Source organism: Brevundimonas sp. (assembly GCF_030704825.1).
Taxonomy (GTDB): Bacteria; Pseudomonadota; Alphaproteobacteria; order Caulobacterales; family Caulobacteraceae; genus Brevundimonas.
In genome coordinates, this window is sequence record NZ_JAUYNX010000011.1 from 154,340 (window position 1) to 173,305 (window position 18,966).

General features: G+C 70.4%; 21 protein-coding genes. 16 read left to right on the top strand and 5 right to left on the bottom strand.

Translation table 11 applies throughout. The features are described 5' to 3' along the window. Positions 1–52 precede the first annotated feature (52 nt). On the bottom strand, positions 53–862 hold the full coding sequence (locus tag Q8Q71_RS04485) for a hypothetical protein (protein ID WP_305758439.1): 810 nt from the start codon (positions 860–862) through the stop codon (positions 53–55). Between the two features lie 174 nt (positions 863–1,036). Between Q8Q71_RS04485 and Q8Q71_RS04490 the strand changes: the two genes are divergently transcribed. The 6 genes from Q8Q71_RS04490 (at position 1,037) to Q8Q71_RS04515 (ending at position 7,139) form a co-directional block, all read left to right on the top strand. Beyond that, complete coding sequence (locus tag Q8Q71_RS04490; protein ID WP_305758440.1) at positions 1,037–1,735, top strand: HAD family hydrolase; 699 nt, start codon at positions 1,037–1,039, stop codon at positions 1,733–1,735. Between the two features lie 112 nt (positions 1,736–1,847). Next, a complete protein-coding gene (locus tag Q8Q71_RS04495; protein WP_305758441.1) occupies positions 1,848–2,162 on the top strand; it encodes a ribonuclease E inhibitor RraB in 315 nt (104 codons plus the stop codon). Between the two features lie 16 nt (positions 2,163–2,178). Then, positions 2,179–5,484, top strand: coding sequence for a carbamoyl-phosphate synthase large subunit (gene carB / locus Q8Q71_RS04500; RefSeq protein WP_305758442.1), 3,306 nt, complete (start codon positions 2,179–2,181; stop codon positions 5,482–5,484). Between the two features lie 286 nt (positions 5,485–5,770). Beyond that, complete coding sequence (locus Q8Q71_RS04505; protein ID WP_305758443.1) at positions 5,771–6,175, top strand: hypothetical protein; 405 nt, start codon at positions 5,771–5,773, stop codon at positions 6,173–6,175. A gap of 92 nt (positions 6,176–6,267) precedes the next feature. Beyond that, on the top strand, positions 6,268–6,696 hold the full coding sequence (locus tag Q8Q71_RS04510) for a hypothetical protein (RefSeq protein WP_305758444.1): 429 nt from the start codon (positions 6,268–6,270) through the stop codon (positions 6,694–6,696). Next, positions 6,693–7,139 (top strand): PIN domain-containing protein, encoded by a 447-nt coding sequence (locus Q8Q71_RS04515; protein WP_305758445.1) that lies wholly within the window; start codon positions 6,693–6,695, stop codon positions 7,137–7,139. The genes Q8Q71_RS04510 and Q8Q71_RS04515 overlap by 4 nt, the downstream gene beginning before the upstream one ends. Here the strand turns inward: Q8Q71_RS04515 and Q8Q71_RS04520 are convergent. From Q8Q71_RS04520 to selD, 3 genes are read right to left on the bottom strand one after another with little or no spacing between them, the layout of a single operon-like run. After that, a complete protein-coding gene (locus Q8Q71_RS04520) occupies positions 7,136–8,431 on the bottom strand; it encodes a dicarboxylate/amino acid:cation symporter (RefSeq protein ID WP_305758446.1) in 1,296 nt (431 codons plus the stop codon). The two genes, Q8Q71_RS04515 and Q8Q71_RS04520, sit on opposite strands and share 4 nt — an antisense overlap. 9 nt (positions 8,432–8,440) lie before the next feature. Then, entirely contained in the window at positions 8,441–9,520 is a 1,080-nt protein-coding gene (gene mnmH, locus Q8Q71_RS04525) for a tRNA 2-selenouridine(34) synthase MnmH (protein WP_305758447.1), read from the bottom strand. After that, positions 9,517–10,563, bottom strand: coding sequence for a selenide, water dikinase SelD (selD, locus tag Q8Q71_RS04530; protein ID WP_305758448.1), 1,047 nt, complete (start codon positions 10,561–10,563; stop codon positions 9,517–9,519). The genes mnmH and selD overlap by 4 nt, the downstream gene beginning before the upstream one ends. A 65-nt stretch (positions 10,564–10,628) precedes the next feature. On the opposite strand from selD, the gene Q8Q71_RS04535 reads away from it, so the two are divergent. From Q8Q71_RS04535 to Q8Q71_RS04575, 9 genes are all read left to right on the top strand, one after another. Next, positions 10,629–12,476 carry a family 43 glycosylhydrolase gene (locus Q8Q71_RS04535; protein WP_305758449.1) on the top strand — a complete coding sequence of 616 codons (1,848 nt, stop codon included), beginning with the start codon at positions 10,629–10,631 and terminating at the stop codon, positions 12,474–12,476. 67 nt (positions 12,477–12,543) lie between these two features. After that, positions 12,544–13,866: an amidohydrolase gene (locus tag Q8Q71_RS04540; RefSeq protein WP_305758450.1), complete on the top strand. Its 1,323-nt coding sequence runs from the start codon at positions 12,544–12,546 to the stop codon at positions 13,864–13,866. A gap of 57 nt (positions 13,867–13,923) precedes the next feature. Then, positions 13,924–14,130 (top strand): cysteine protease, encoded by a 207-nt coding sequence (locus Q8Q71_RS04545; RefSeq protein WP_305758451.1) that lies wholly within the window; start codon positions 13,924–13,926, stop codon positions 14,128–14,130. 60 nt (positions 14,131–14,190) lie between these two features. Then, positions 14,191–14,856, top strand: a complete 666-nt coding sequence (locus Q8Q71_RS04550) for a glutathione S-transferase family protein (protein ID WP_305758452.1) — start codon at positions 14,191–14,193, stop codon at positions 14,854–14,856. 82 nt (positions 14,857–14,938) lie between these two features. Then, positions 14,939–15,127, top strand: coding sequence for a hypothetical protein (locus Q8Q71_RS04555; RefSeq protein ID WP_305758453.1), 189 nt, complete (start codon positions 14,939–14,941; stop codon positions 15,125–15,127). Positions 15,128–15,254: 127 nt separating this feature from the next. After that, complete coding sequence (gene greA, locus Q8Q71_RS04560) at positions 15,255–15,728, top strand: transcription elongation factor GreA (protein ID WP_305758454.1); 474 nt, start codon at positions 15,255–15,257, stop codon at positions 15,726–15,728. A 4-nt stretch (positions 15,729–15,732) separates the two neighbouring features. Continuing rightward, entirely contained in the window at positions 15,733–16,152 is a 420-nt protein-coding gene (locus tag Q8Q71_RS04565) for a VOC family protein (RefSeq protein WP_305758455.1), read from the top strand. A gap of 23 nt (positions 16,153–16,175) precedes the next feature. Then, complete coding sequence (locus Q8Q71_RS04570) at positions 16,176–17,132, top strand: mitochondrial fission ELM1 family protein (RefSeq protein WP_305758456.1); 957 nt, start codon at positions 16,176–16,178, stop codon at positions 17,130–17,132. A gap of 49 nt (positions 17,133–17,181) precedes the next feature. After that, entirely contained in the window at positions 17,182–17,619 is a 438-nt protein-coding gene (locus Q8Q71_RS04575) for a hypothetical protein (RefSeq protein WP_305758457.1), read from the top strand. Between the two features lie 2 nt (positions 17,620–17,621). On the opposite strand, the gene Q8Q71_RS04580 is transcribed toward Q8Q71_RS04575, so the two are convergent. After that, complete coding sequence (locus Q8Q71_RS04580) at positions 17,622–17,873, bottom strand: hypothetical protein (protein WP_305758458.1); 252 nt, start codon at positions 17,871–17,873, stop codon at positions 17,622–17,624. A gap of 76 nt (positions 17,874–17,949) precedes the next feature. Here Q8Q71_RS04580 and trxB point away from each other — a divergent pair, with 76 nt between their 5' ends. Further along, on the top strand, positions 17,950–18,960 hold the full coding sequence (gene trxB, locus Q8Q71_RS04585) for a thioredoxin-disulfide reductase (RefSeq protein ID WP_305758459.1): 1,011 nt from the start codon (positions 17,950–17,952) through the stop codon (positions 18,958–18,960). Positions 18,961–18,966: the final 6 nt, after the last annotated feature.

Sequence of the window (18,966 nt, forward strand, 5' to 3'; positions counted from 1 at the left end):
CCCCGAACAAGGCCCGTGCGCGGAGCCATCGTCAACATGCGCCGCCAAAAGATCAGGCCGTGATCGGCGCCATGCCCGCGAACACCGCATGGGTGGCGCCGGCCGCCTGCGCCGCCAGGCCGCGATCGGGACGAAGGTTCAGCAGCATCACCTGGGGGCAGGCCAGACGCGCCGCGCCGATCAGTTCGGAGGCCGGACGCCAGTCGCGGGCGGTCTCGTGTTCCACTCCGGCGAAGTCGATGGCCAGGCATTGCGCGCGGGCGCCGGACAGGCGGCGGGCCGCCGACGCATCGGGGGCGATGTGCAGGATGACGCCCAGCGACGCCGTCTCGAAATGGGCGATGGCCTCGGCGATGGTTTCGGGCGGAGCCTGTTCGAGCCCGCCCATGACCTCGACCAGCAGCGTGCCGGGCGCGGCCTCGTGCTGAAGCTCGGCGCACAGCAGGGCGAAACGGCCACCGCTGGACGCGACCGTGCGCCAGAAGGCCGGCACGACGCCGCTGTCGCTGGCTCCCAGCTGCAGCAGGTCGAGCCCGTTGTTCAGGGTCTGCAGGTCGATGCGTCTGAGATCGGCCGACTCCAGCGTCCGGCGTCCCAGACCCAGGAGCGCCTGCTCCCCGCCCTGATGCCGGACCCGGCGGCGGATCCGGCGGCTGACCGGAACGGAACGGTTCAGGTCGAACACCGGCTGCGCCGCCAGCGTCACCGTCAATTCGCGCCCGCCCCGGGTGATCAGGGTGAAGGTCAGGCTTTCATAGGGCGCGGCGTAGGACCGGCGTTCGCCGAGCGGCGCGCGGAGGTTCGGATAGGCGGCTTTATCCCACCCGTCGTCGGCCTGGCCCTCGTTGCGGACTTCCGCCAATGATCCGACTCCTCAGCCGATCTCGCAAAGCCCCCCAACGGTTCAGGATATGCCCCGATCTCGAAATGCATCGCTTACAAACAGGGTCAATGACCGTTCACCATGCCGGCCGGCGGCGAAGATCGGCTGCGGGGCGGACTTGCATGGCCCGGGCTCCTGGGCCAGGGAGCCGGGATGACCATCACCACGGTCGGCCTCGATGCCGACGACACCCTCTGGCACAACGAGACCGTCTTCCGGCTGACGCAGGCTCGCTTTCTCGATCTGCTGACGGATCACGACAACGCCGCCATCGAGGCGCGACTGGCCGAGATTGAGCGGCGCAATCTCCGGCTCTATGGCTACGGCGTGAAGGGTTTCACCCTGTCGATGATCGAGACGGCGATGGAGATGTGCGACGGCGAGCCGCCGGCCGGCGCCATTCGCGAAATTCTCGCCGCCGGCCGCGAGATGCTGGCGCATCCGGTCGAGACCCTGCCCGGCGTCGACGAGGCCCTGGCCCGGCTGTCCGAGCGCTATCGGCTGGTGCTGATCACCAAGGGCGATCTGCTGGACCAGGAGCGCAAGCTGGCGGCCTCGGGCCTGGGCGACCTGTTCGCGGCCGTGGAAATCGTGTCGGAGAAGGATCGGGCGACCTACGAACGCGTCTTCGCCCGCCATGGAACGAGCGCCGACGAGGCCGTAATGGCCGGAAATTCGATGAGGTCGGATGTGCTGCCGGCCCTGGAGGCCGGCGCCTTCGCCGTCCACATCCCCTACGCCATCACCTGGGCCCACGAACTGGCGGACGCGCCCGAAGCCCACCCGCGCTATGGCGCGCTCGACCGCATCGCGGACCTGCCCGCCTGGATCGATGCGCGGTCGGACGGATAAGCGCTTGCTCCCTCGCCGCCCCGTCTTTAGACGGGCCGCTTAACCGACAACCCGAACCGCCCCGCGCCGGCATCGCCCGCGTCGGGTCCGCGCGCGCAAGGAGCCCCGCCCCGTGTCCGACGCCGACGTCCCTCACGAAGAGCGCGACGCCATGGTCCGGGCGTCGCTGGCGGCGCATGGCGACAGCGGCGTCACGCCGCGGCACACCCTGTTCTACTTCTACGGGGACGGAGCCCACGACGACCTGAACGAGGTGGCGCGGCGGGCGGGGTTCCTGACGCGGGGACAGGACGACTGCACCATCCTCGAAACCACGATGGCGGTCGACGAGGCCTCGTTCTCGCCGGTCTCCTCCATGATGCAATCCTGGGCCGCGGCCTTCCAGCTGGACTACGACGGCTGGGAGTGCGCGGTCGTGACGAACTGAAAGTATTGTAAAAACAATGCCTAAGCGCACAGATATCAAATCTGTACTGATCATCGGGGCGGGGCCGATCGTGATCGGGCAGGCGTGCGAGTTCGACTATTCCGGCGTTCAGGCGTGCAAGGCGCTGAAGGCCGAGGGATACAGGGTCGTCCTGGTCAATTCCAATCCCGCCACCATCATGACCGACCCGGAGGTGGCCGACGCCACCTATATCGAGCCGATCACGCCGGAGTTCGTCGAGCGCATCATCGCGAAGGAGCGGCCCGACGCCCTGCTGCCGACCATGGGCGGTCAGACGGCGCTGAACACAGCCCTGGCGCTGGACGCCTCGGGCGCGCTGAAGAAATGGGGCGTGGAGATGATCGGGGCGAAGGCCGACGTCATCGACAAGGCCGAGGATCGCCAGAAATTCCGCGACGCCATGGACAAGCTGGGTCTGGAAAGCCCCCGCTCCAAGGCCATCCACCACATCGACGAGGCCGAGGACGCCCTGGCCTTCGTCGGCCTGCCCGCCATCGTCCGCCCCAGCTTCACCCTGGCCGGCACCGGCGGCGGCATCGCCTACAATGTCGAGGAATACCGCGAGATCGTCGAACGCGGCCTGGACCTGTCGCCGACCACCGAGGTGCTGGTCGAGGAAAGCGTGCTGGGCTGGAAGGAGTATGAGATGGAGGTCGTCCGCGACAAGGCGGACAACTGCATCATCATCTGCTCCATCGAGAACATCGATCCGATGGGGGTGCATACCGGCGACTCCATCACCGTCGCCCCGGCCCTGACGCTGACCGATAAAGAGTACCAGCGGATGCGGACGGGCTCGATCAACGTCCTGCGCGAGATCGGGGTCGAAACCGGCGGATCGAACGTGCAGTGGGCGATCAATCCCGCCGACGGCCGCATGGTCGTGATCGAGATGAACCCGCGCGTGTCGCGGTCCTCCGCCCTCGCCTCCAAGGCCACCGGCTTCCCGATCGCCAAGGTCGCGGCGCGTCTGGCCGTCGGCTACACGCTGGACGAACTGACCAACGACATCACCCAGGTCACGCCCGCCTCGTTCGAGCCGAGCATCGACTATGTCGTCACCAAGATCCCGCGCTTCGCCTTCGAGAAATACCCCGGCGCCGAGGCGACCCTGTCGACCTCGATGAAGTCGGTGGGCGAGGTCATGGCCATCGGCCGGACCTTCCAGGAATCGATGCAGAAGGCCCTGCGCGGCCTCGAAACCGGCCTGACCGGATTCAACGAGATCGAGATCGAGGGCGTCGTCGACGTCGAGGACGAGGCCGGCGCCCGGGCCGCCGTGGTGCGCGCCCTGGGCCAGCCGACGCCGGACCGCATCCTGGTCATCGCCCAGGCCTTCCGGCATGGCCTGTCGGTCGAAGAGGTCAACGCCGCCTGTTCGTACGAACCGTGGTTCCTGCGCCAGATCGCCGACATCGTGCGGACCGAGGGCCATATCCGGGTGCAGGGCCTGCCGACCGACGCTGCGGACTTCCGCAGGCTGAAGGCCAAGGGCTTCTCGGACGCCCGCCTCGCCCAGCTGACCGGCATGACCGAAAAGGCCGTCCGCACCGCTCGCCGCGGCCTGGACGTCCGCCCGGTGTTCAAGCGCATCGACACCTGCGCCGCCGAATTCGCCTCGGCCACCGCCTATATGTACTCGACCTATGAGACCGGCGCCCTGGGCCAGGCTCCGCAGTGCGAGTCCAGGCCAACCGACAGAAAGAAGGCGATAATTCTGGGCGGCGGGCCGAACCGGATCGGGCAAGGGATCGAGTTCGATTACTGCTGCTGTCACGCGGCCTTCGCCTTCGCCGACATCGGCGTCGAGTCGATCATGGTCAACTGCAACCCCGAGACCGTCTCGACCGACTACGACACCTCCGACCGGCTGTATTTCGAGCCGCTGACGGCCGAGGACGTGCTGGAGCTGATCGAGGTCGAGCGCTCGACCGGAAACCTGATCGGGGTGGTCGTCCAGTTCGGCGGCCAGACGCCGCTGAAGCTGGCCCACGCCCTGCACGAGGACGGCGTGCCCATCCTCGGCACCTCACTCGACTCCATCGACCTGGCCGAGGACCGCGAGCGGTTCCAGGTCATGCTGCACGACATCGGCCTGATGCAGCCGCCCAACGGCCTGGCCCGCTCGGCCCAGGAGGCCGCCGACAAGGCGGACGAGGTCGGCTACCCCGTCGTCCTGCGCCCCTCATACGTGCTGGGCGGACGCGGCATGGTCATCGTCCACGACCGCGAGCAGCTGGACCGCTACGTCGGCGAGGCCATGCGGGTGTCGGGCGACGATCCGGTGCTGATCGACCACTATCTGAACCGCGCCACCGAGGTGGACGTCGACGCCCTGTGCGACGACGAAACCGTCTTCGTGGCCGGCGTGCTGGAGCACATCGAGGAAGCCGGCGTCCACTCGGGCGACAGCGCCTGCTCCATGCCGCCCTACTCCCTGTCCGACGCCACCATCGCCGAGCTGAAGCGCCAGACCGAGGCCATGGCCCGGGCCCTGAAGGTGCGCGGGCTGATGAACGTCCAGTTCGCCATCGAGGAGCCGCACTCGGCCGAGCCGCGCATCTTCGTGCTGGAGGTCAATCCGCGCGCCAGTCGCACGGCGCCCTTCGTGGCCAAGACCATCGGCCAGCCGATCGCCGCCATCGCCGCCAAGGTCATGGCCGGCGTGCCGCTGAAGTCCTTCGGCCTGAAGGACATCCCGTACGACCATATCGCGGTCAAGGAAGCCGTCTTCCCCTTCGCCCGCTTCGCCGGCGTCGACACCATCCTGGGGCCCGAGATGCGCTCGACCGGCGAGGTCATGGGGCTGGACTGGAAGCGCGACGGCGAGGCCGACATGGCCCCCGCCTTCGCCCGCGCCTTCGCCAAGAGCCAGATCGGCGGCGGCACTACCCTGCCCGTCGCCGGCTGCGCCTTCGTCAGCGTCAAGGACGGCGACAAGCCCTTCATCGTCGAGGCGGTGAAGACCCTGCTGGCCGAGGGCTTCACGGTCATGGCCACCGGCGGGACGCACAGCTTCCTGAACGAGCAGGGGCTGGAGGTGGCCTTCGTCAAGAAGGTGCTGGAGGGCCGCCCGCACATCGTCGACGCGATGAAGAACGGCGAGGTCCAGCTGGTCATCAACACCACCGAGGGCAAGCAGTCGCTGCAGGACAGCTTCAGCCTGCGCCGCACCGCCCTGATGATGAAGATCCCCTATTACACCACCACCGCCGGGGCGCTGGCGGCCTCGCAGGCGATCGGGGCGATCAAGGCCGGGGAGCTGGATGTGCGGCCGATCCAGGACTATGCGCACGACTGACCAGCTGGCGACGATTTCGACCATGCGATGAGCGCAGATACGGGCGCAGTCCGGTCAGGTTGGTCATGCGGAATTGCGCGGAGACCGCAATCACCGCCTTCTGCTCCGTCATCCTCGGGCTTGACCCGGGGATCGGATCGTCCGGTGCACGGTCACACGTCGGGGGCCGTCCCGGACGCACAGCCTGCCTCCCGCCTCTGATCCTCGGGTCAAGCCCGAGGATGACGGCCGTGGGGTTGGCGGCCATGCGTCCGATTCTGACGCAGCGGCGTGCGACCATCTACGCATGGAGCACTATCGCCTGCGCAAATATCGGGGGCCGGAAACCTGGGCGCAGGTGCGCAAGGCCTATGTCGCCGGAGAGTCCGCCCCCTCCGTCGCCCGCCGGTTCGACGTCGGCCTGTCCAACCTGCGCCGCCGGGCCATGGCCGAGGGCTGGACCCGCGTCCGCATCGCCGAACGGCTGGACCTGAAGCCGCTGCGGGGCGGGGCCGACGATCCGCACCCGGCGCTGCTGGCCCTCGCCGAGCTGGAGGCCCTGCCGGAGACGCCGCGGATCGCGCCGCGTGAGGCTGTCGCAAAGGCCGTCAGGCGGGCGGCGTGGCTGGTCAGCCAGGGTCAGACGGCCGAGGCGACGGCCCTGCTGCGCGCCGCCCAGGCGCTCAACAAGCTGGGGTGGGCGGCGGGGTAGAAGGCCGGAATATCCGGCTGACACGAGGGCACGTGGGGGTTATTGACATACCCCGTAGTACCCCATACAACCCCCTCAACAAGGAGAGGGCCATGACCGCGCATACCGAAGTCCGCGACTACGTCATCTGGAGCAAGCATCTGCATGGCGATCTGCGCCTGCCCGCGCGCATCGAAGCGCTGGAGGCCGGAGAGACCATCGAGCTCGAGGTCGACGGCGTGGCCGGCACCTGGCGCAAGATGGACCAGGGCAAGGACGGCCGGCCCACGCCGGGCATCCGGCCGCTGGGCTCGGCGCAGGCGTTCTGGCGCGATCTGTACCGGTCGAGGCGAGGCGCGGTGGTGACCGTGTCGCTGACGGCCGAACGGGAGGGCGCCCGCCGGGCGGCGGTTCTCTTCCCCGCCCTGGGACGGACGGCGGAGGAGCGGCAGGCGGCGCTGGAGGCCCTGCTGGCCATGCAGGGTCAGGGCTGGCGTTCGGACGGGTCCGGGTTCGACCGCGACGAAGCGCACGATCGATGATCACGATCGACAGCAACGTCTTCCTCTATCTGCTGGATGACGCGGCCCCGGCGAAACAGGCGATCGCCGCGCGGGTGGTCTCGGCCGCGAGCGAGCGGGGCGTTCCGGTCGCCCTGCAGGTCATCGGAGAGGTCCAGAGCGTGGCCATCCGCAAGCTGAAGATGCCGCCCTTCGTCGCGGCCCAGTACGCCCGGAACATCCTGACCACGTTCGACTCGCTCGGCGCGGCCAGCGCCGACGCGGACGTGGCCCTGGGTCAGCTGGGGAGCGGGCGGCTGAGCTATTGGGACGCCCTGCTGATCGCCTGCGCGAAACGGCACGGGTGCACGGCCATCCTGACCGAGGACATGCAGGACGGCGCGACGCTTCTGGGCGTTGAAATCTGCAATCCGTTCGGCGCCGATGGGCTGTCGCCGCGCGCCGCGGCGCTGCTCGCCGGCTAGATCCCCGACGCCGCCTCCGGGTCCGCCGTCGCGTCGCGTCCCTCGACGATCCGGGCCGCGGCGAGGTCGGCGGTGACGTTGCCGATGGTGCGGAAGATGTCGGGCACGACCTCGACCGCCAGCAGCAGGGGCAGGACCTCGAGCGGCAGGCCCATGGCCAGGGCGATAGGGGCGATGGAGGCGAAGAAGCTGACCTGGCCCGGCAGGCCGACGGTGCCGACGCTGATGGCCAGGGCCGTGACCCCGCCGGCGAACAGCACGCCGGGCGTCAGCGGGATGCCGTACAGGTGGGCGACATAGATGCAGACGGCCAGGTTGGCGACCGTCGAGGTGATGCGGAACACCGCCACCGCCAGCGGCAGGACCAGGCCCGCCGTGGCCGTCGAGACGCCCAGCTTGTCGATGGCCCGCTCGACCATGACCGGCAGGCAGGCCAGGGACGACTGGGTCGAGAAGGCCACCACCTGGGCCGGGGCGGCGGCGCGGGCGAAGCGGCCCGGCGCGACGCGGCCGAAGACGACGGCCACGACATAGGTCAGCAGGATCAGGCCGATCAAAGCCAGGGACACGATGGCGATGTAGTGGCCCAGCACCCCGGCGGCGCCGAGCCCCGCCCGCAGACCGACGCCCAGCGACAGGGCGAAGACCCCGAAGGGCGCGGCGCGCAGCACCCAGTGGACGATGACGATCATGGTCCCGGACACCGCCTCGAAGAAGACGGTCAGCGGCTGGCGCAGGCGGGCGGACAGGCGGGTGGTCGCGAAGCCGAAGACGATGGCGAAGACGACGATGCCGAGGATGGCGTCGTCGGCGGCGGCGCGGACCGGATTGGACGGGGCCAGACTGGTCAGGAAGGCGGAGAAGCCGCCGCCGCCGAGGTTCTGGCGCACGGCCTCGTCGCTCACGGCGCCGGCCAGCAGCAGCCGGCCCCCTTCCGGGTCGATCGGCCAGATGGCGTGCAGGCCCAGGGAGGCGAGCACGCCGTAGACGGTCGCTCCGACCAGCAGCAGGGCGAAGACGACGATCGCCTTCAGCGCCAGCCGCCCCGTCGCGGCGGCGTCGGCGATGGAGGCGATGCCGGTGACCAGCAGGCTGAAGACCAGCGGAATGATGGTCATGCGCAGGGCGTTGAGCCACAGCTGGCCCAGCCCCTCGACCAGGGCGACCGTGCCCGTCCCGCCGGGGATGCCGTACGCCTGGGCGGCGGCGCCGGCGGCCAGACCCCCGACCAGGGCGACCAGCACCCACAGGCTGAGCGAGGACAGGAGGGCGGCGGTGCGCGAACGGGTCATCCGGCGAAGCTAGGGGCGGTTCATGCCGACGTCGAGGGGGCGGGCGTCGAGGGCCGTCATGACGGCGCGCGCGGCGGCCGCCAGACCGGCCGGCGTCAGGTCCCGCAGGACCACCCGGTCCAGCACCGGCCGGTCCCGCGTCTGGCCGGTGCGCCGGTAGGCGGGGTCGTAGTGGGCCTCGATCAGGGCGGCGGCCAGTCCGGCGATCTCGCCCCGCGCGGCCATCGCCCGCCATTCGGCGACCGCCGCCTTCGCGTGGTGCCGCGGCAGGCGGGTCAGGGCCAGATCGAGAGCGGCGGGGTCGGCGGCGATGTCGGCGTAGGTCTCGACGATATGGGCCACGCGCGCCGCGAGGGGCACGGTCAGCTCGATCACGGGCGCGGCCGACATGGCGGCCCACAGGGAGGGCGGAAGGACCCGGGCGCCGATCTTGCTGCTCTCGGCCTCGGCGACGACGGGGCGGGCCGGATCGAGCCGCGACAGGGCGTCGTGCAGGCGGGTCTCGAAGGCCTTCTGCGACGGCTGGCCGCCGGGCAGGGCCCCGAACAGCGAGCCGCGGTGGGCGGCCAGGGCCTCCAGATCCAGGGTCTGCGCCCCCTGCCCCGCCAGCGCGGTCAGCAGCGCCGTCTTGCCCGAGCCGGTCGGGCCGTCCAGCAGGACGAGCCGGTGCGCCAGCGGCTGGTCGTAGAGCGCCGCCGTCGCCTGCCGCCGCCAGGTCTGGTAGCCGCCGTCCAGCACCGTGACCGGCCAGCCGACCTGGTCCATCACCGTGACCATGGCCCCGGAGCGCTGGCCGCCGCGCCAGCAATAGACCAGCGGTCTGAAGCTCCCGTCGCGGTCGCCGAGGGCGCCTTCCAGATGGGCGGCGATGTTGCGGGCCACCAGGGCCGCGCCGGTGCGGCGGGCGAGGAATTTGGAGCCCTGGACGTATTCGGTCCCGACCGCCGCCCGCTGTTCGTCGTCCAGCACCGGCAGGTTGATCGCGCCCGGGATGTGGTCCAGCGCGAACTCGGCCGGACTGCGCACGTCGATGATCGCGTCGAAGCCGTCGCGGGCGGCGGGGGACAGATCGGCCGTGCGGCGGATCATGCGACGACGCGCACCCGGGCCGGACCGTCGACGACGCGGCCGACCACGGCGGCCCGGTCGAAGCCTTCGGCCCGGGCGAGGTCCAGCAGGGCGTCCGCTTCCCCGGGGGCGACGGCGATCAGCAGGCCGCCCGAGGTCTGGGGATCGGTCAGCAGGTCGGTCCGCCAGGCCGGCAGGCCGGCAGGCAGGTCGATCGAGGCGCCGTAGCTGTCCCGGTTGCGGCCGGAGGCGCCGGTGCGGAGGCCGGCGACAGCGAGGGATTCGACGCCGTCCAGCAGGGGCGGTCCGGCGGTCACCTCGACCGTCATCCCGGACCCGCGGGCCATCTCCAGCGCATGGCCCAGCAGGCCGAAGCCGGTGACGTCGGTAACCGCGTGCACGCCCGTCCGGCCGGCCAGTTTCGCGCCGAGGGCGTTCAGCTTCGTGGTCGAGGCGATCAGGGCGGCATAGCCCGCCGCGTCGAGCCGCCCCTGTTTGAAGGCCGCGCTCAGCACCCCGACGCCCAGCGCCTTGGTCAGGATCAGCACGTCTCCGGCCCGCGCGCCCCGATTGGTCAGGACCTGGTCCGGATGGACGAGGCCGAGGGCGACGAGGCCGTAGATCGGCTCGACGCTGTCGATCGAATGGCCGCCCGCGACCGGTATGCCCGCCGTCGCGCAGACCGAGGCGCCCCCCTGGAGGATGCGGCCGATGGTGTCGACCGACAGCGACTGCACCGGCATGCCGACGATGGCCAGGGCGAAGATCGGCGTCGCGCCCATGGCGTAGACGTCCGACAGGGCGTTGGTCGCGGCGATGCGGCCGAAGTCGAACGGATCGTCCACCACCGGCATGAAGAAGTCCGTGGTCGCCACCAGGGCCTGGCTGTCGTTGAGCCGCCAGACGGCGGCGTCGTCGCTGGTCTCGGTCCCGACCATCAGGTCGGCGAAGGGCGCGGCCAGCGGCATCCCCTTCAGGATGTCCTGCAGCACCGCCGGGGCCAGCTTGCAGCCGCAGCCGCCGCCGTGGGCGAGGGAGGTCAGGCGGGGCTCGGGCATGGTCATGCGCCGGGTTTGGGCGAAACGGCTCGTGAACTCAACAGCGGGCGCGCCGTGCTAGCCTGCCCGCCATGCGCAGCCTGACCGTCCTCGCCGCCCTGCTCATGGCCCAGTCGCTCACGGGGCCGTCCGCCGCCCAGGAGGCCCGGCCGCGGACCTGGGCCAATCCGGTGGACGTGGATTACAAATACAATTTCGAGCAGACCCACCGCGGGATCAGCTACCGCACCGGCGCCGATCCGGTCATCGTCCTGCACCGCGACCGCTACGTCCTGTTCCAGACCCTGGCCGAGGGCTACTGGACGAGCGAGGACCTGCTCGACTGGACCTACGTCCGCCCGGACACCTGGCCCTACGACCGCGTCGTCGCGCCGGCGGCAGTGTCCGACGGCGAGCGGCTCTATCTGATGCCGTCGGGCTTCGAGTCGCGCGCCATGATGTCCAGCGAGCGCCCGGAAACCGGCCGCTGGGATGTGCACACCCGGGTCCTGCCCCCCGTTCCCGGCGCGGTCAGTCAGAACGAGGAGGGGTCGTACGGCGACGCCGGCCTGCCCCCGGAGAAGCTGCCGCCCGGTCCGTGGGACCCCGGCCTGTTCATCGACGATGACGGGAAGTGGTACCTCTACTGGGGCTCGTCCAACGTCTATCCGCTTTATGGTTCGCAGATCGACCCGACGCCGCCGGTGCGCTTCATCGGCGAGCCGACGCGGCTGCACGTGCTGCATCCCGACGAGCACGGCTGGGAGCGGTTCGGCCAGGATCATTCCGGCGGCCTTCCCGACGGCACGGCGATCAAGCCCTTCATGGAGGGAGCCTGGATGACGAAACACCGGGGCCGCTACTATCTGCAGTACGGGGCCCCCGGCACCGAATACAACGCCTACGCCAACGGGACCTACGTCGCCGGAAGCCCGCTGGGGCCGTTCGAATACGCCCCGTACAACCCGGTCAGCTACAAGCCGGGCGGCTTCGTCGAGGGGGCCGGCCACGGCTCGACCTTCCAGGACCGCCACGGCAACTGGTGGAACACCGGCACCCCCTGGATCGGCCACAACTGGACCTTCGAGCGGCGCATCGCGATGTTCCCCGGCGGCTTCACCCCCGACGGCCAGATGCATTTCTCCAGCCGCTTCGGCGACTATCCGCAGCGCCTGCCGACGACGCGGGTCGACGATCCCGACAGCCTGTTCACCGGCTGGTTCCCCCTGTCCTACAGGGCCGCCGCCGAGGCCTCCTCGACCCGGGGCGAATATTCGGCGGATCGGGCCACGGACGAGAACCCCCGCACCTTCTGGGTCGCCGACAGCGCGGCGCCCGGCCAGACGCTGACGCTGGACCTCGGCGCGATGAAGACGGTGCATGCGGTGCAGGTGAACTACGCCGACCACGAATCCGGGGTCTATGCCGAGCGGCCCGGCATCCGCACCCGCTTCCGCATCCTGACCTCGCGCGACGGCGCCGACTGGACGGTCTTCGCCGACCTGTCCGGGTCCGACCGCGACCGGCCCAACGCCTATGTCGAGGGCGAGCGGCCGGTCGCCGCCCGGTTCGTCCGCTACGAGCACGGCGAGGTCGCCGCGGCCAATCTGGCCATTTCGGACCTGCGGGTGTTCGGGACGGCCGATGGCCTGGCTCCTGAGCGGCCGGCGTTGCGGGTCGAACGCGGCGAGGACCCGCGCAACGCCACGGTCCATGTCGCGCCCGTGTCCAACGCCCTCGGCTACAACGTCCGCTGGGGCACGGCGCCCGACCGGCTGTTCCTGACGTACCAGGTCTATTTCGACGATCTGGCGGAGATGGACGACCGGCTGGAGGTGCGGGCCCTGAACGCGGGCGTCGACTACTGGTTCGCTGTCGAGGCCTTCTCGCCCAGCGGGGTTTCGCCTCTCAGCCGGGTGGTCGCGGTTCCCGCGGACTGATCCGGTCCGCGCCTTGCCAGCCCGCCGCCGCCGGACCAATGTCCCCGTCTCAAACGGGGGCGAAATCATGCGACTTCTTCTTGCGACGACGGCGGCGGTGGCCCTCCTCACGGCGGGGACGGTCCAGGCCCAGACCGGCTCGACCGACGTCGAGCTGCGCCAGGCCGTGGCGCAGGATTACGAGGCCAACCTCGGCGCCCTGTTCGACGACTTCCACCGCAACCCGGAACTGTCGGGCATGGAGGTCCGCACCGCCGGGATCATGGCGGCCCAGCTGACCGCCCTCGGCTACGACGTCACGACCGGCGTCGGCGGCACGGGCGTGGTGGCGGTGCTGCGCAACGGCGCCGGCCCCACCGTTATGATCCGCGCCGACATGGACGGCCTGCCGCTGAGCGAACAATCGGGCCTGGCCAACGCCTCGACCGTGCGGCAGGTCGACAGCGACGGCGTCGAGAAGCCGGTCATGCACGCCTGCGGCCACGACGTGCACATCACCGCCCTGATCGGCACGGCGCGGCAGATGATGGCGCGGCGGCAGGACTGGTCCGGCACCCTGGTGCTGATCGCCCAGCCGGCCGAGGAGCGCATCTTCGGGGCCCGGGCCATGGTCGAGGACGGCCTGTACACCCGCTTCCCCAAGCCCGACGTCGCCCTGGCCTTCCACGTCTCGGCCGATCTGGCGACCGGTCTGATCGACCTGCCCCTGGGCATCACCTCGTCCAGTTCCGACAGCGTCGACATCCGGGTGCACGGAGTCGGCACGCATGGGGCCTATCCGCATCTGGGCGTCGATCCGATCGTGGTGGCCTCGGCCATCGTCATGAACCTGCAGACCCTGCCCAGCCGCAGCATCAATCCGCTGGAGGGGGCGATCGTCACCGTCGGATCGTTCCACGGCGGCATCAAGCACAACATCATCTCCGACCGTGTCGACCTGCAGCTGACCGTCCGCGCCGACAATCCCGAGACCCGGCTGGCCCTGCTGGACGGCATCGACCGGGTCGTGCGCGGCACGGCCCTGGCGCTGGGCGTGGCCGAGGACCGGCTGCCGACCGTGGTCCGCTCGCCGACCGAGACCACGCCGCCGACCATCAATGACGCCGCTACCGCCGCCCGCGTCCGCACGGCCATCGGCGCGGCCATGGGGACCGAGCGGCTGGTCGACCTGCCCCGCACCGGCATGGGCGCCGAGGATTTCGCCTGGTTCGTCACCCCCGAAACCGGGGTGAAGGGCGTCTATTTCAGCGTCGGCGGCACGCCGGCGGCCGAGGTGGCGAACGCTCCGGGCCACCACTCGCCCCTGTTCCGCATCGATCCTCAGCCCTCGGTCGTCACCGGCGTCGAGGCCATGGTGGTCGCGGCGCAGGCGCTGATGCCGAAGGGCTGAGACGCGCCTGAACCCTTCCGGCCGCCGTCCGTTTCGTCCACGAACCGGAGACCCGCCGTGCCCTTTCCGAAACTCGCGACCCTGATCGGCGGCCTGCTGCTCAGCAAGGGCGGACGCCGCATGGCCGGACGCCACGCCGGCAAGCTCGCCCTGGCCACCCTGGCCCTGCAGCTGTGGGAGCAGCGGCGGGCGGCCAGGCATCGGACCGCCGCTCCCGGCCGGTCCGGCCATCCCCGCCGCCGCTGGAGCGGCCGTCGCGTCTGATTCCGCTGGACCGACGCTGCGTCAACCCGGCTAAGTCCGCCGACAAGCGGAGCCATGGCCATGATCACCGTCCACCACCTGAACGACTCCCGCTCCCAGCGGGTCCTGTGGCTGCTGGAGGAGCTGGGCCTGCCCTATGAGGTCAAACGCTACCAGCGCGACGCCAGGACCATGCTGGCCCCGCCCGCGCTGAAGGCCGTCCATCCGCTCGGCAAGTCGCCGGTGCTGGACGACGGCGAGATCCGCGTGGCCGAGACCGGCGCCGTGGTCGAATACCTGCTCGAGACTCATCCGGGCTCGGGACTCAGGCCTCCGGCGGGGACGGAGGCGGCGCGGCGTTTCACCTACTGGCTGCATTACGCCGAGGGCTCGGCCATGACGCCCCTGCTGCTGAAACTGATCTTCACCGCCATCCCGGGCCGCGTGCCCTTCCTCGTGCGGGGCGTCGCCAGGGGCATCAGCAAGGGGATGAACGCCCGGATGATCGACCCCCAGATCGCCGCCCACACGGCGTATTGGGAGGCCGAGCTGGCGCGGTCGGAATGGTTCGCCGGCGACGCCTTCTCGGCCGCCGACATCATGATGAGCTTTCCGGTCGAGGCGGCGGGCAGCCGGGTCGGCTACGGCCCGGACAAGCCGCGGCTCAAGGCCTTCCTGCAGCGAATCCACGCCCGGCCGGCCTACCAGCGGGCGCTGGAGCGGGGCGGACCCTACAGCTACGCGTGACGCCGTCGGCGCCCGGGACACAGTCGCGCGAGTGTCCGCAACCGGACGGCAACCCCCGACGGGGGCGATACGTTAACGGTCCATGCGCCTGAGAACCGTCCAAGTCATCGCCGCCCTCGTCGCCGCCGTCGCCTTCGTGTTGGCCTTCATCGCGACGGGCGTCGTCATCGTCTCGAGCCTGTTCATGGCGTTGGGGCTGGCGGCCATCGGCTGGCTGGCCTGGAGCCTCGTGCGGCAGGTGCGGACCCGTCGACGGGACCGTCCGGCGTAACGTCGTTTGGCCATGCCCCTTGAACCTTGGGGCTTGGCGCCCTAGTCTCTTTGGCCGGTCGCAAGCGCCCAGCGACCTCTGGCGTGTCACAAATCTTCAGTCGGGCGAAGCAAGAAACTCACGACATATGGAAAAAGTGCCGATGACGGCCGAGGGCTACCGTGTCCTCGACGATCAGCTGAAGCAATTGAAGTCCGTGGAACGGCCGAGCGTGATCTCGGCCATCTCGGAAGCGCGCGAGCATGGCGATCTGTCCGAAAACGCCGAGTATCACGCCGCCAAGGAGCGCCAGGGCTGGATCGAGGGTCAGATCGCCGAGATCGAGGACCGGATCAGCCGCGCCCAGGTCATCGACGTCTCCAAACTGAACGGCAACCAGGTGATGTTCGGCGCCACGGTCACCGTGGTCGACGAGGACACCGAGGAAGAGGCCCGCTACCAGATCGTCGGCGAGCACGAAGCCGATGTGAAGGCGGGCAAGGTCTCCGTCGCCTCGCCGATCGCCCGCTCGCTGATCTCCAAGGAGGTCGGCGACGTGGTCGAGGTCAACACCCCCGGCGGGGTCAAGGCCTACGAAATCCTCAAGGTCGAGTGGAAATAGGCCGATGACCGACGCTCCCGGAACGCGCCCGCCTCTGGTGTCGCACGTTTCGGTCGGCGTCAGCGACCTGGTCAGGGCCGGAGCCTTCTATGACGCCGCCCTGGCGCCGCTCGGCGTGCGCCGCGTGATGGAGCATTCCATGGGCGTCGCCTGGGGGCGGAGCTTTCCCGAATTCTGGGCCTCGCGCCCGCACGACCGGTCGGCGCCCACGGCCGGCAACGGCGTGCATGTCTGCTTCAATGCGCCGGATCAGGCGGCGGTCGCCGCCTTCCACGCCGCCGGCCTGGCGTCGGGCGGCCTCGACGACGGCCCGCCCGGGCCGCGTCCGGAGTACGCCCCCGGCTATTACGCCGCCTTCCTGCGCGATCCGGACGGCAACAAGGTCGAGGCGCTGTGCTGGGTCGCGCCGCCCGCCGGTACGTGACCCCGCCCCTTTCCATCTGGGTCGTGTCTGACGGCCGCATCGGCATGGAGAACCAGGCCCTGGGACTGGCCGAGGCCGTCCAGCGGCTGACCCCCGCCGATATCAGCGTGCGCCGCATCCGGTGGCGCCCGCTCTTCGACAAGCTGCCCTCGGCGCTGAAGGCGTCGTGGATGCTGGACCTGTCCTCCGATCCGACGGAACCCGCCGCGGGCGAGACCTGGCCGGACCTGTGGATCGCCACCGGCCGGGCGACCCTGCCCATGTCCGCCCGCGTGAAGGCGCGGTCGGGCGGGCGGACCTTCGTGGTCCAGACCCAGGACCCGCGCTGGCGCACCGCCGCCTACGACCTGGTCGTCGCCCCCGCCCACGACGGGCTGACGGGGCCGAACGTCCTGTCCATCACCGGCTCGCCGCACCGGGTGACGGAGGCCCGGCTGGCCGAAGGAGCGGCGGCGTTCGAGGCCGCCCTGTCCCCCCTGCCCCGTCCGCGCGTGGCCGTCCTGGTCGGGGGGCGGTCGAAGGCGTTCGACCTGACGCCGGGCCAGGCGGCCGAACTGGCCTGGAAAATCGGTGACGCCATTGATGCGGCGGGCGGCTCGATCATGCTGACCTTCTCACGCCGGACACCCGATGCGGTGAAGACCGTGATGCGTGACGAACTTTACGGTGTGCCCGGCCTGATCTGGGACGGCGAGGGTCCCAATCCCTATTTCGCCTTCCTGCGCTTCGCCGACCACATCCTGGTCACCGAGGACAGCGCCAACATGGCCGCCGAGGCCGCCTCGACCGGCAAGCCCGTACACATCCTGCCGATGATCCCGCTCAAGGCCGCCGACAAATTCGCCCGTCTGCACGCCGACCTGCGCGAACGCGGCGCGGCGCGGCCGTTCGACGGGAGACTTGAGGGCTGGGCCTATGCGCCGCTGGCCGAGACGGATCGGGCGGCGCGGGCGGTGCTGGAGCGGCTCGTCAGGTCCTGACCGCCGGCCCGGCGTCGACAGACCGCCGCGACTGTGGCCCACTGAGGCCATGTCGATCAGCCTGCTCGCCGGCCTGCTTCTCCAGACCGCGGCTCCGGCCCACGGTCTGATCTGCCTGTCCGACCCCGCGACGGGCGAGATCGAGGTCGTCCTGTCCAGCACCCGGCCGGACGGGCGCCTTGAGGCGAACCTCGACGGAAAATGGGTCCCGCCCCGGCTGGAGGACCGGCCCGAGGCCGCCGGCCTGGACTGGTACCGCTCCGGCGCGCCCATCGTCCGCGACGGCGTGCGTTACGCGCGTGGCGCCGACGGCCGCACCTGGTCGCCCGGCGGGGCCGTCGGCCGCTATTTCCGCCATGTGGGACTGCACGACGGCGCGCCCCTGTTCAGCGTCTGGCCGGGCGGCGACGTCGACCTGGCGGTGCTGGTGCGCCAGGAGGGCTGTCTGTTCGCCGTCTACGAGCGCGAGACCCCGCCCTCGCCCTGACCCTAGTCGCCCCCGCCCCCGTCCCCGCCGCCATCCGAACCATCCGGGCCGCCGTCCGACCCGTACGCGCCGCTGTCCGTACCCGAGGCGCCTCCCGCCTTGCGCCGGCTCGCATCGATTGCGACGCCCAGTCCCGCGCCGATCGCCACCCCGGCGCCGATGCCGATGGCCAGATTGTCCATGGCGATGCCGATGGCCGCGCCGACGGCGATGCCGATCGCCAGGCCCACCCCGATGAAGCTTCTTCCCTGCATTCCGTCCTCCCACAAGACCTGTGAATCGCGATCACGGTGGCATCGCGTCGGAGGGAATCAACGCCTAAATAGGGGCATGAGCATTCCCAGAACCGTCCGCGTCGCCATCATCGGCTCCGGCCCCGCCGGCTGGACCGCCGCCATCTACGCCGCGCGCGCCATGCTGAGCCCCGTCGTCATCGCCGGCCTGCAGCCCGGCGGCCAGCTGACCATCACCACCGACGTCGAGAACTATCCCGGCTTCGCCGACGTCATCCAGGGCCCCTGGCTGATGGAGCAGATGCGCGCCCAGGCCGAGCACGTCGGAACCGAGATCATCGAGGACATCGTGGTCAAGGCCGACCTGTCGCAGCGGCCGTTCAGGCTGACGCTGGACTCCGGAACCGAGATCCTCGCCGAGACGGTGATCATCTCCACCGGCGCCCAGGCCAAATGGCTGGGCATCGACAGCGAGGCGAAATACCAGGGCTTCGGCGTTTCGGCCTGCGCCACGTGCGACGGCTTCTTCTATCGCGGCAAGGAGGTGATCGTCGTGGGCGGGGGCAACACCGCGGTCGAGGAGGCGCTGTTCCTGACCAATTTCGCCTCGAAGGTCACGGTCGTCCACCGTCGCGACGAGTTCCGGGCCGAACGCATCCTGCAGGACCGGCTGTTCGCCCATCCGAAGATCGAGGTGATCTGGAACAACGCCATCGACGAGATTCTCGGCGAGACCAACGCCATGGGCGGGGTCAACGTCACCGGCGCGCGGCTCAAGGACGTGCAGACGGGCGAGACCCGGGAGGTTCCGGCGGACGGCGTCTTCATCGCCATCGGCCACGCGCCGTCGTCGGAGCTGTTCGCAGGCCAGCTGGAGACCAAGCAGGGCGGCTATCTGGTGGTGAAGCCGGGCACGGCGGCGACCGCCATCGAGGGCGTCTGGGCCGCCGGCGACGTGACCGACGACATCTATCGTCAGGCGGTCACCGCCGCGGGCATGGGCTGCATGGCCGCCCTGGAGGCCGTCCGTTTCCTGGCCGAGGAAGATCACGCCCGGGCCCACCACCCGATCTCGCACAAGCAGGCCGAGAAGATCGGGGTCTGGTGACCGCGG

Bases quoted from the DNA above. Each gene is read 5' to 3' on its own strand.
- Q8Q71_RS04490 (WP_305758440.1), top strand. From the start codon at position 1,037: ATGACCATCACCACGGTCGGCCTCGATGCCGACGACACCCTCTGGCAC.
- carB (WP_305758442.1), top strand. From the start codon at position 2,179: ATGCCTAAGCGCACAGATATCAAATCTGTACTGATCATCGGGGCGGGG.
- Q8Q71_RS04505 (WP_305758443.1), top strand. From the start codon at position 5,771: ATGGAGCACTATCGCCTGCGCAAATATCGGGGGCCGGAAACCTGGGCG.
- Q8Q71_RS04510 (WP_305758444.1), top strand. From the start codon at position 6,268: ATGACCGCGCATACCGAAGTCCGCGACTACGTCATCTGGAGCAAGCAT.
- Q8Q71_RS04515 (WP_305758445.1), top strand. From the start codon at position 6,693: ATGATCACGATCGACAGCAACGTCTTCCTCTATCTGCTGGATGACGCG.
- Q8Q71_RS04520 (WP_305758446.1), bottom strand. From the start codon at position 8,431: ATGACCCGTTCGCGCACCGCCGCCCTCCTGTCCTCGCTCAGCCTGTGG.
- mnmH (WP_305758447.1), bottom strand. From the start codon at position 9,520: ATGATCCGCCGCACGGCCGATCTGTCCCCCGCCGCCCGCGACGGCTTC.
- selD (WP_305758448.1), bottom strand. From the start codon at position 10,563: ATGACCATGCCCGAGCCCCGCCTGACCTCCCTCGCCCACGGCGGCGGC.
- Q8Q71_RS04535 (WP_305758449.1), top strand. From the start codon at position 10,629: ATGCGCAGCCTGACCGTCCTCGCCGCCCTGCTCATGGCCCAGTCGCTC.
- Q8Q71_RS04540 (WP_305758450.1), top strand. From the start codon at position 12,544: ATGCGACTTCTTCTTGCGACGACGGCGGCGGTGGCCCTCCTCACGGCG.
- Q8Q71_RS04550 (WP_305758452.1), top strand. From the start codon at position 14,191: ATGATCACCGTCCACCACCTGAACGACTCCCGCTCCCAGCGGGTCCTG.
- Q8Q71_RS04555 (WP_305758453.1), top strand. From the start codon at position 14,939: ATGCGCCTGAGAACCGTCCAAGTCATCGCCGCCCTCGTCGCCGCCGTC.
- greA (WP_305758454.1), top strand. From the start codon at position 15,255: ATGGAAAAAGTGCCGATGACGGCCGAGGGCTACCGTGTCCTCGACGAT.
- Q8Q71_RS04565 (WP_305758455.1), top strand. From the start codon at position 15,733: ATGACCGACGCTCCCGGAACGCGCCCGCCTCTGGTGTCGCACGTTTCG.
- Q8Q71_RS04575 (WP_305758457.1), top strand. From the start codon at position 17,182: ATGTCGATCAGCCTGCTCGCCGGCCTGCTTCTCCAGACCGCGGCTCCG.
- Q8Q71_RS04580 (WP_305758458.1), bottom strand. From the start codon at position 17,873: ATGCAGGGAAGAAGCTTCATCGGGGTGGGCCTGGCGATCGGCATCGCC.
- trxB (WP_305758459.1), top strand. From the start codon at position 17,950: ATGAGCATTCCCAGAACCGTCCGCGTCGCCATCATCGGCTCCGGCCCC.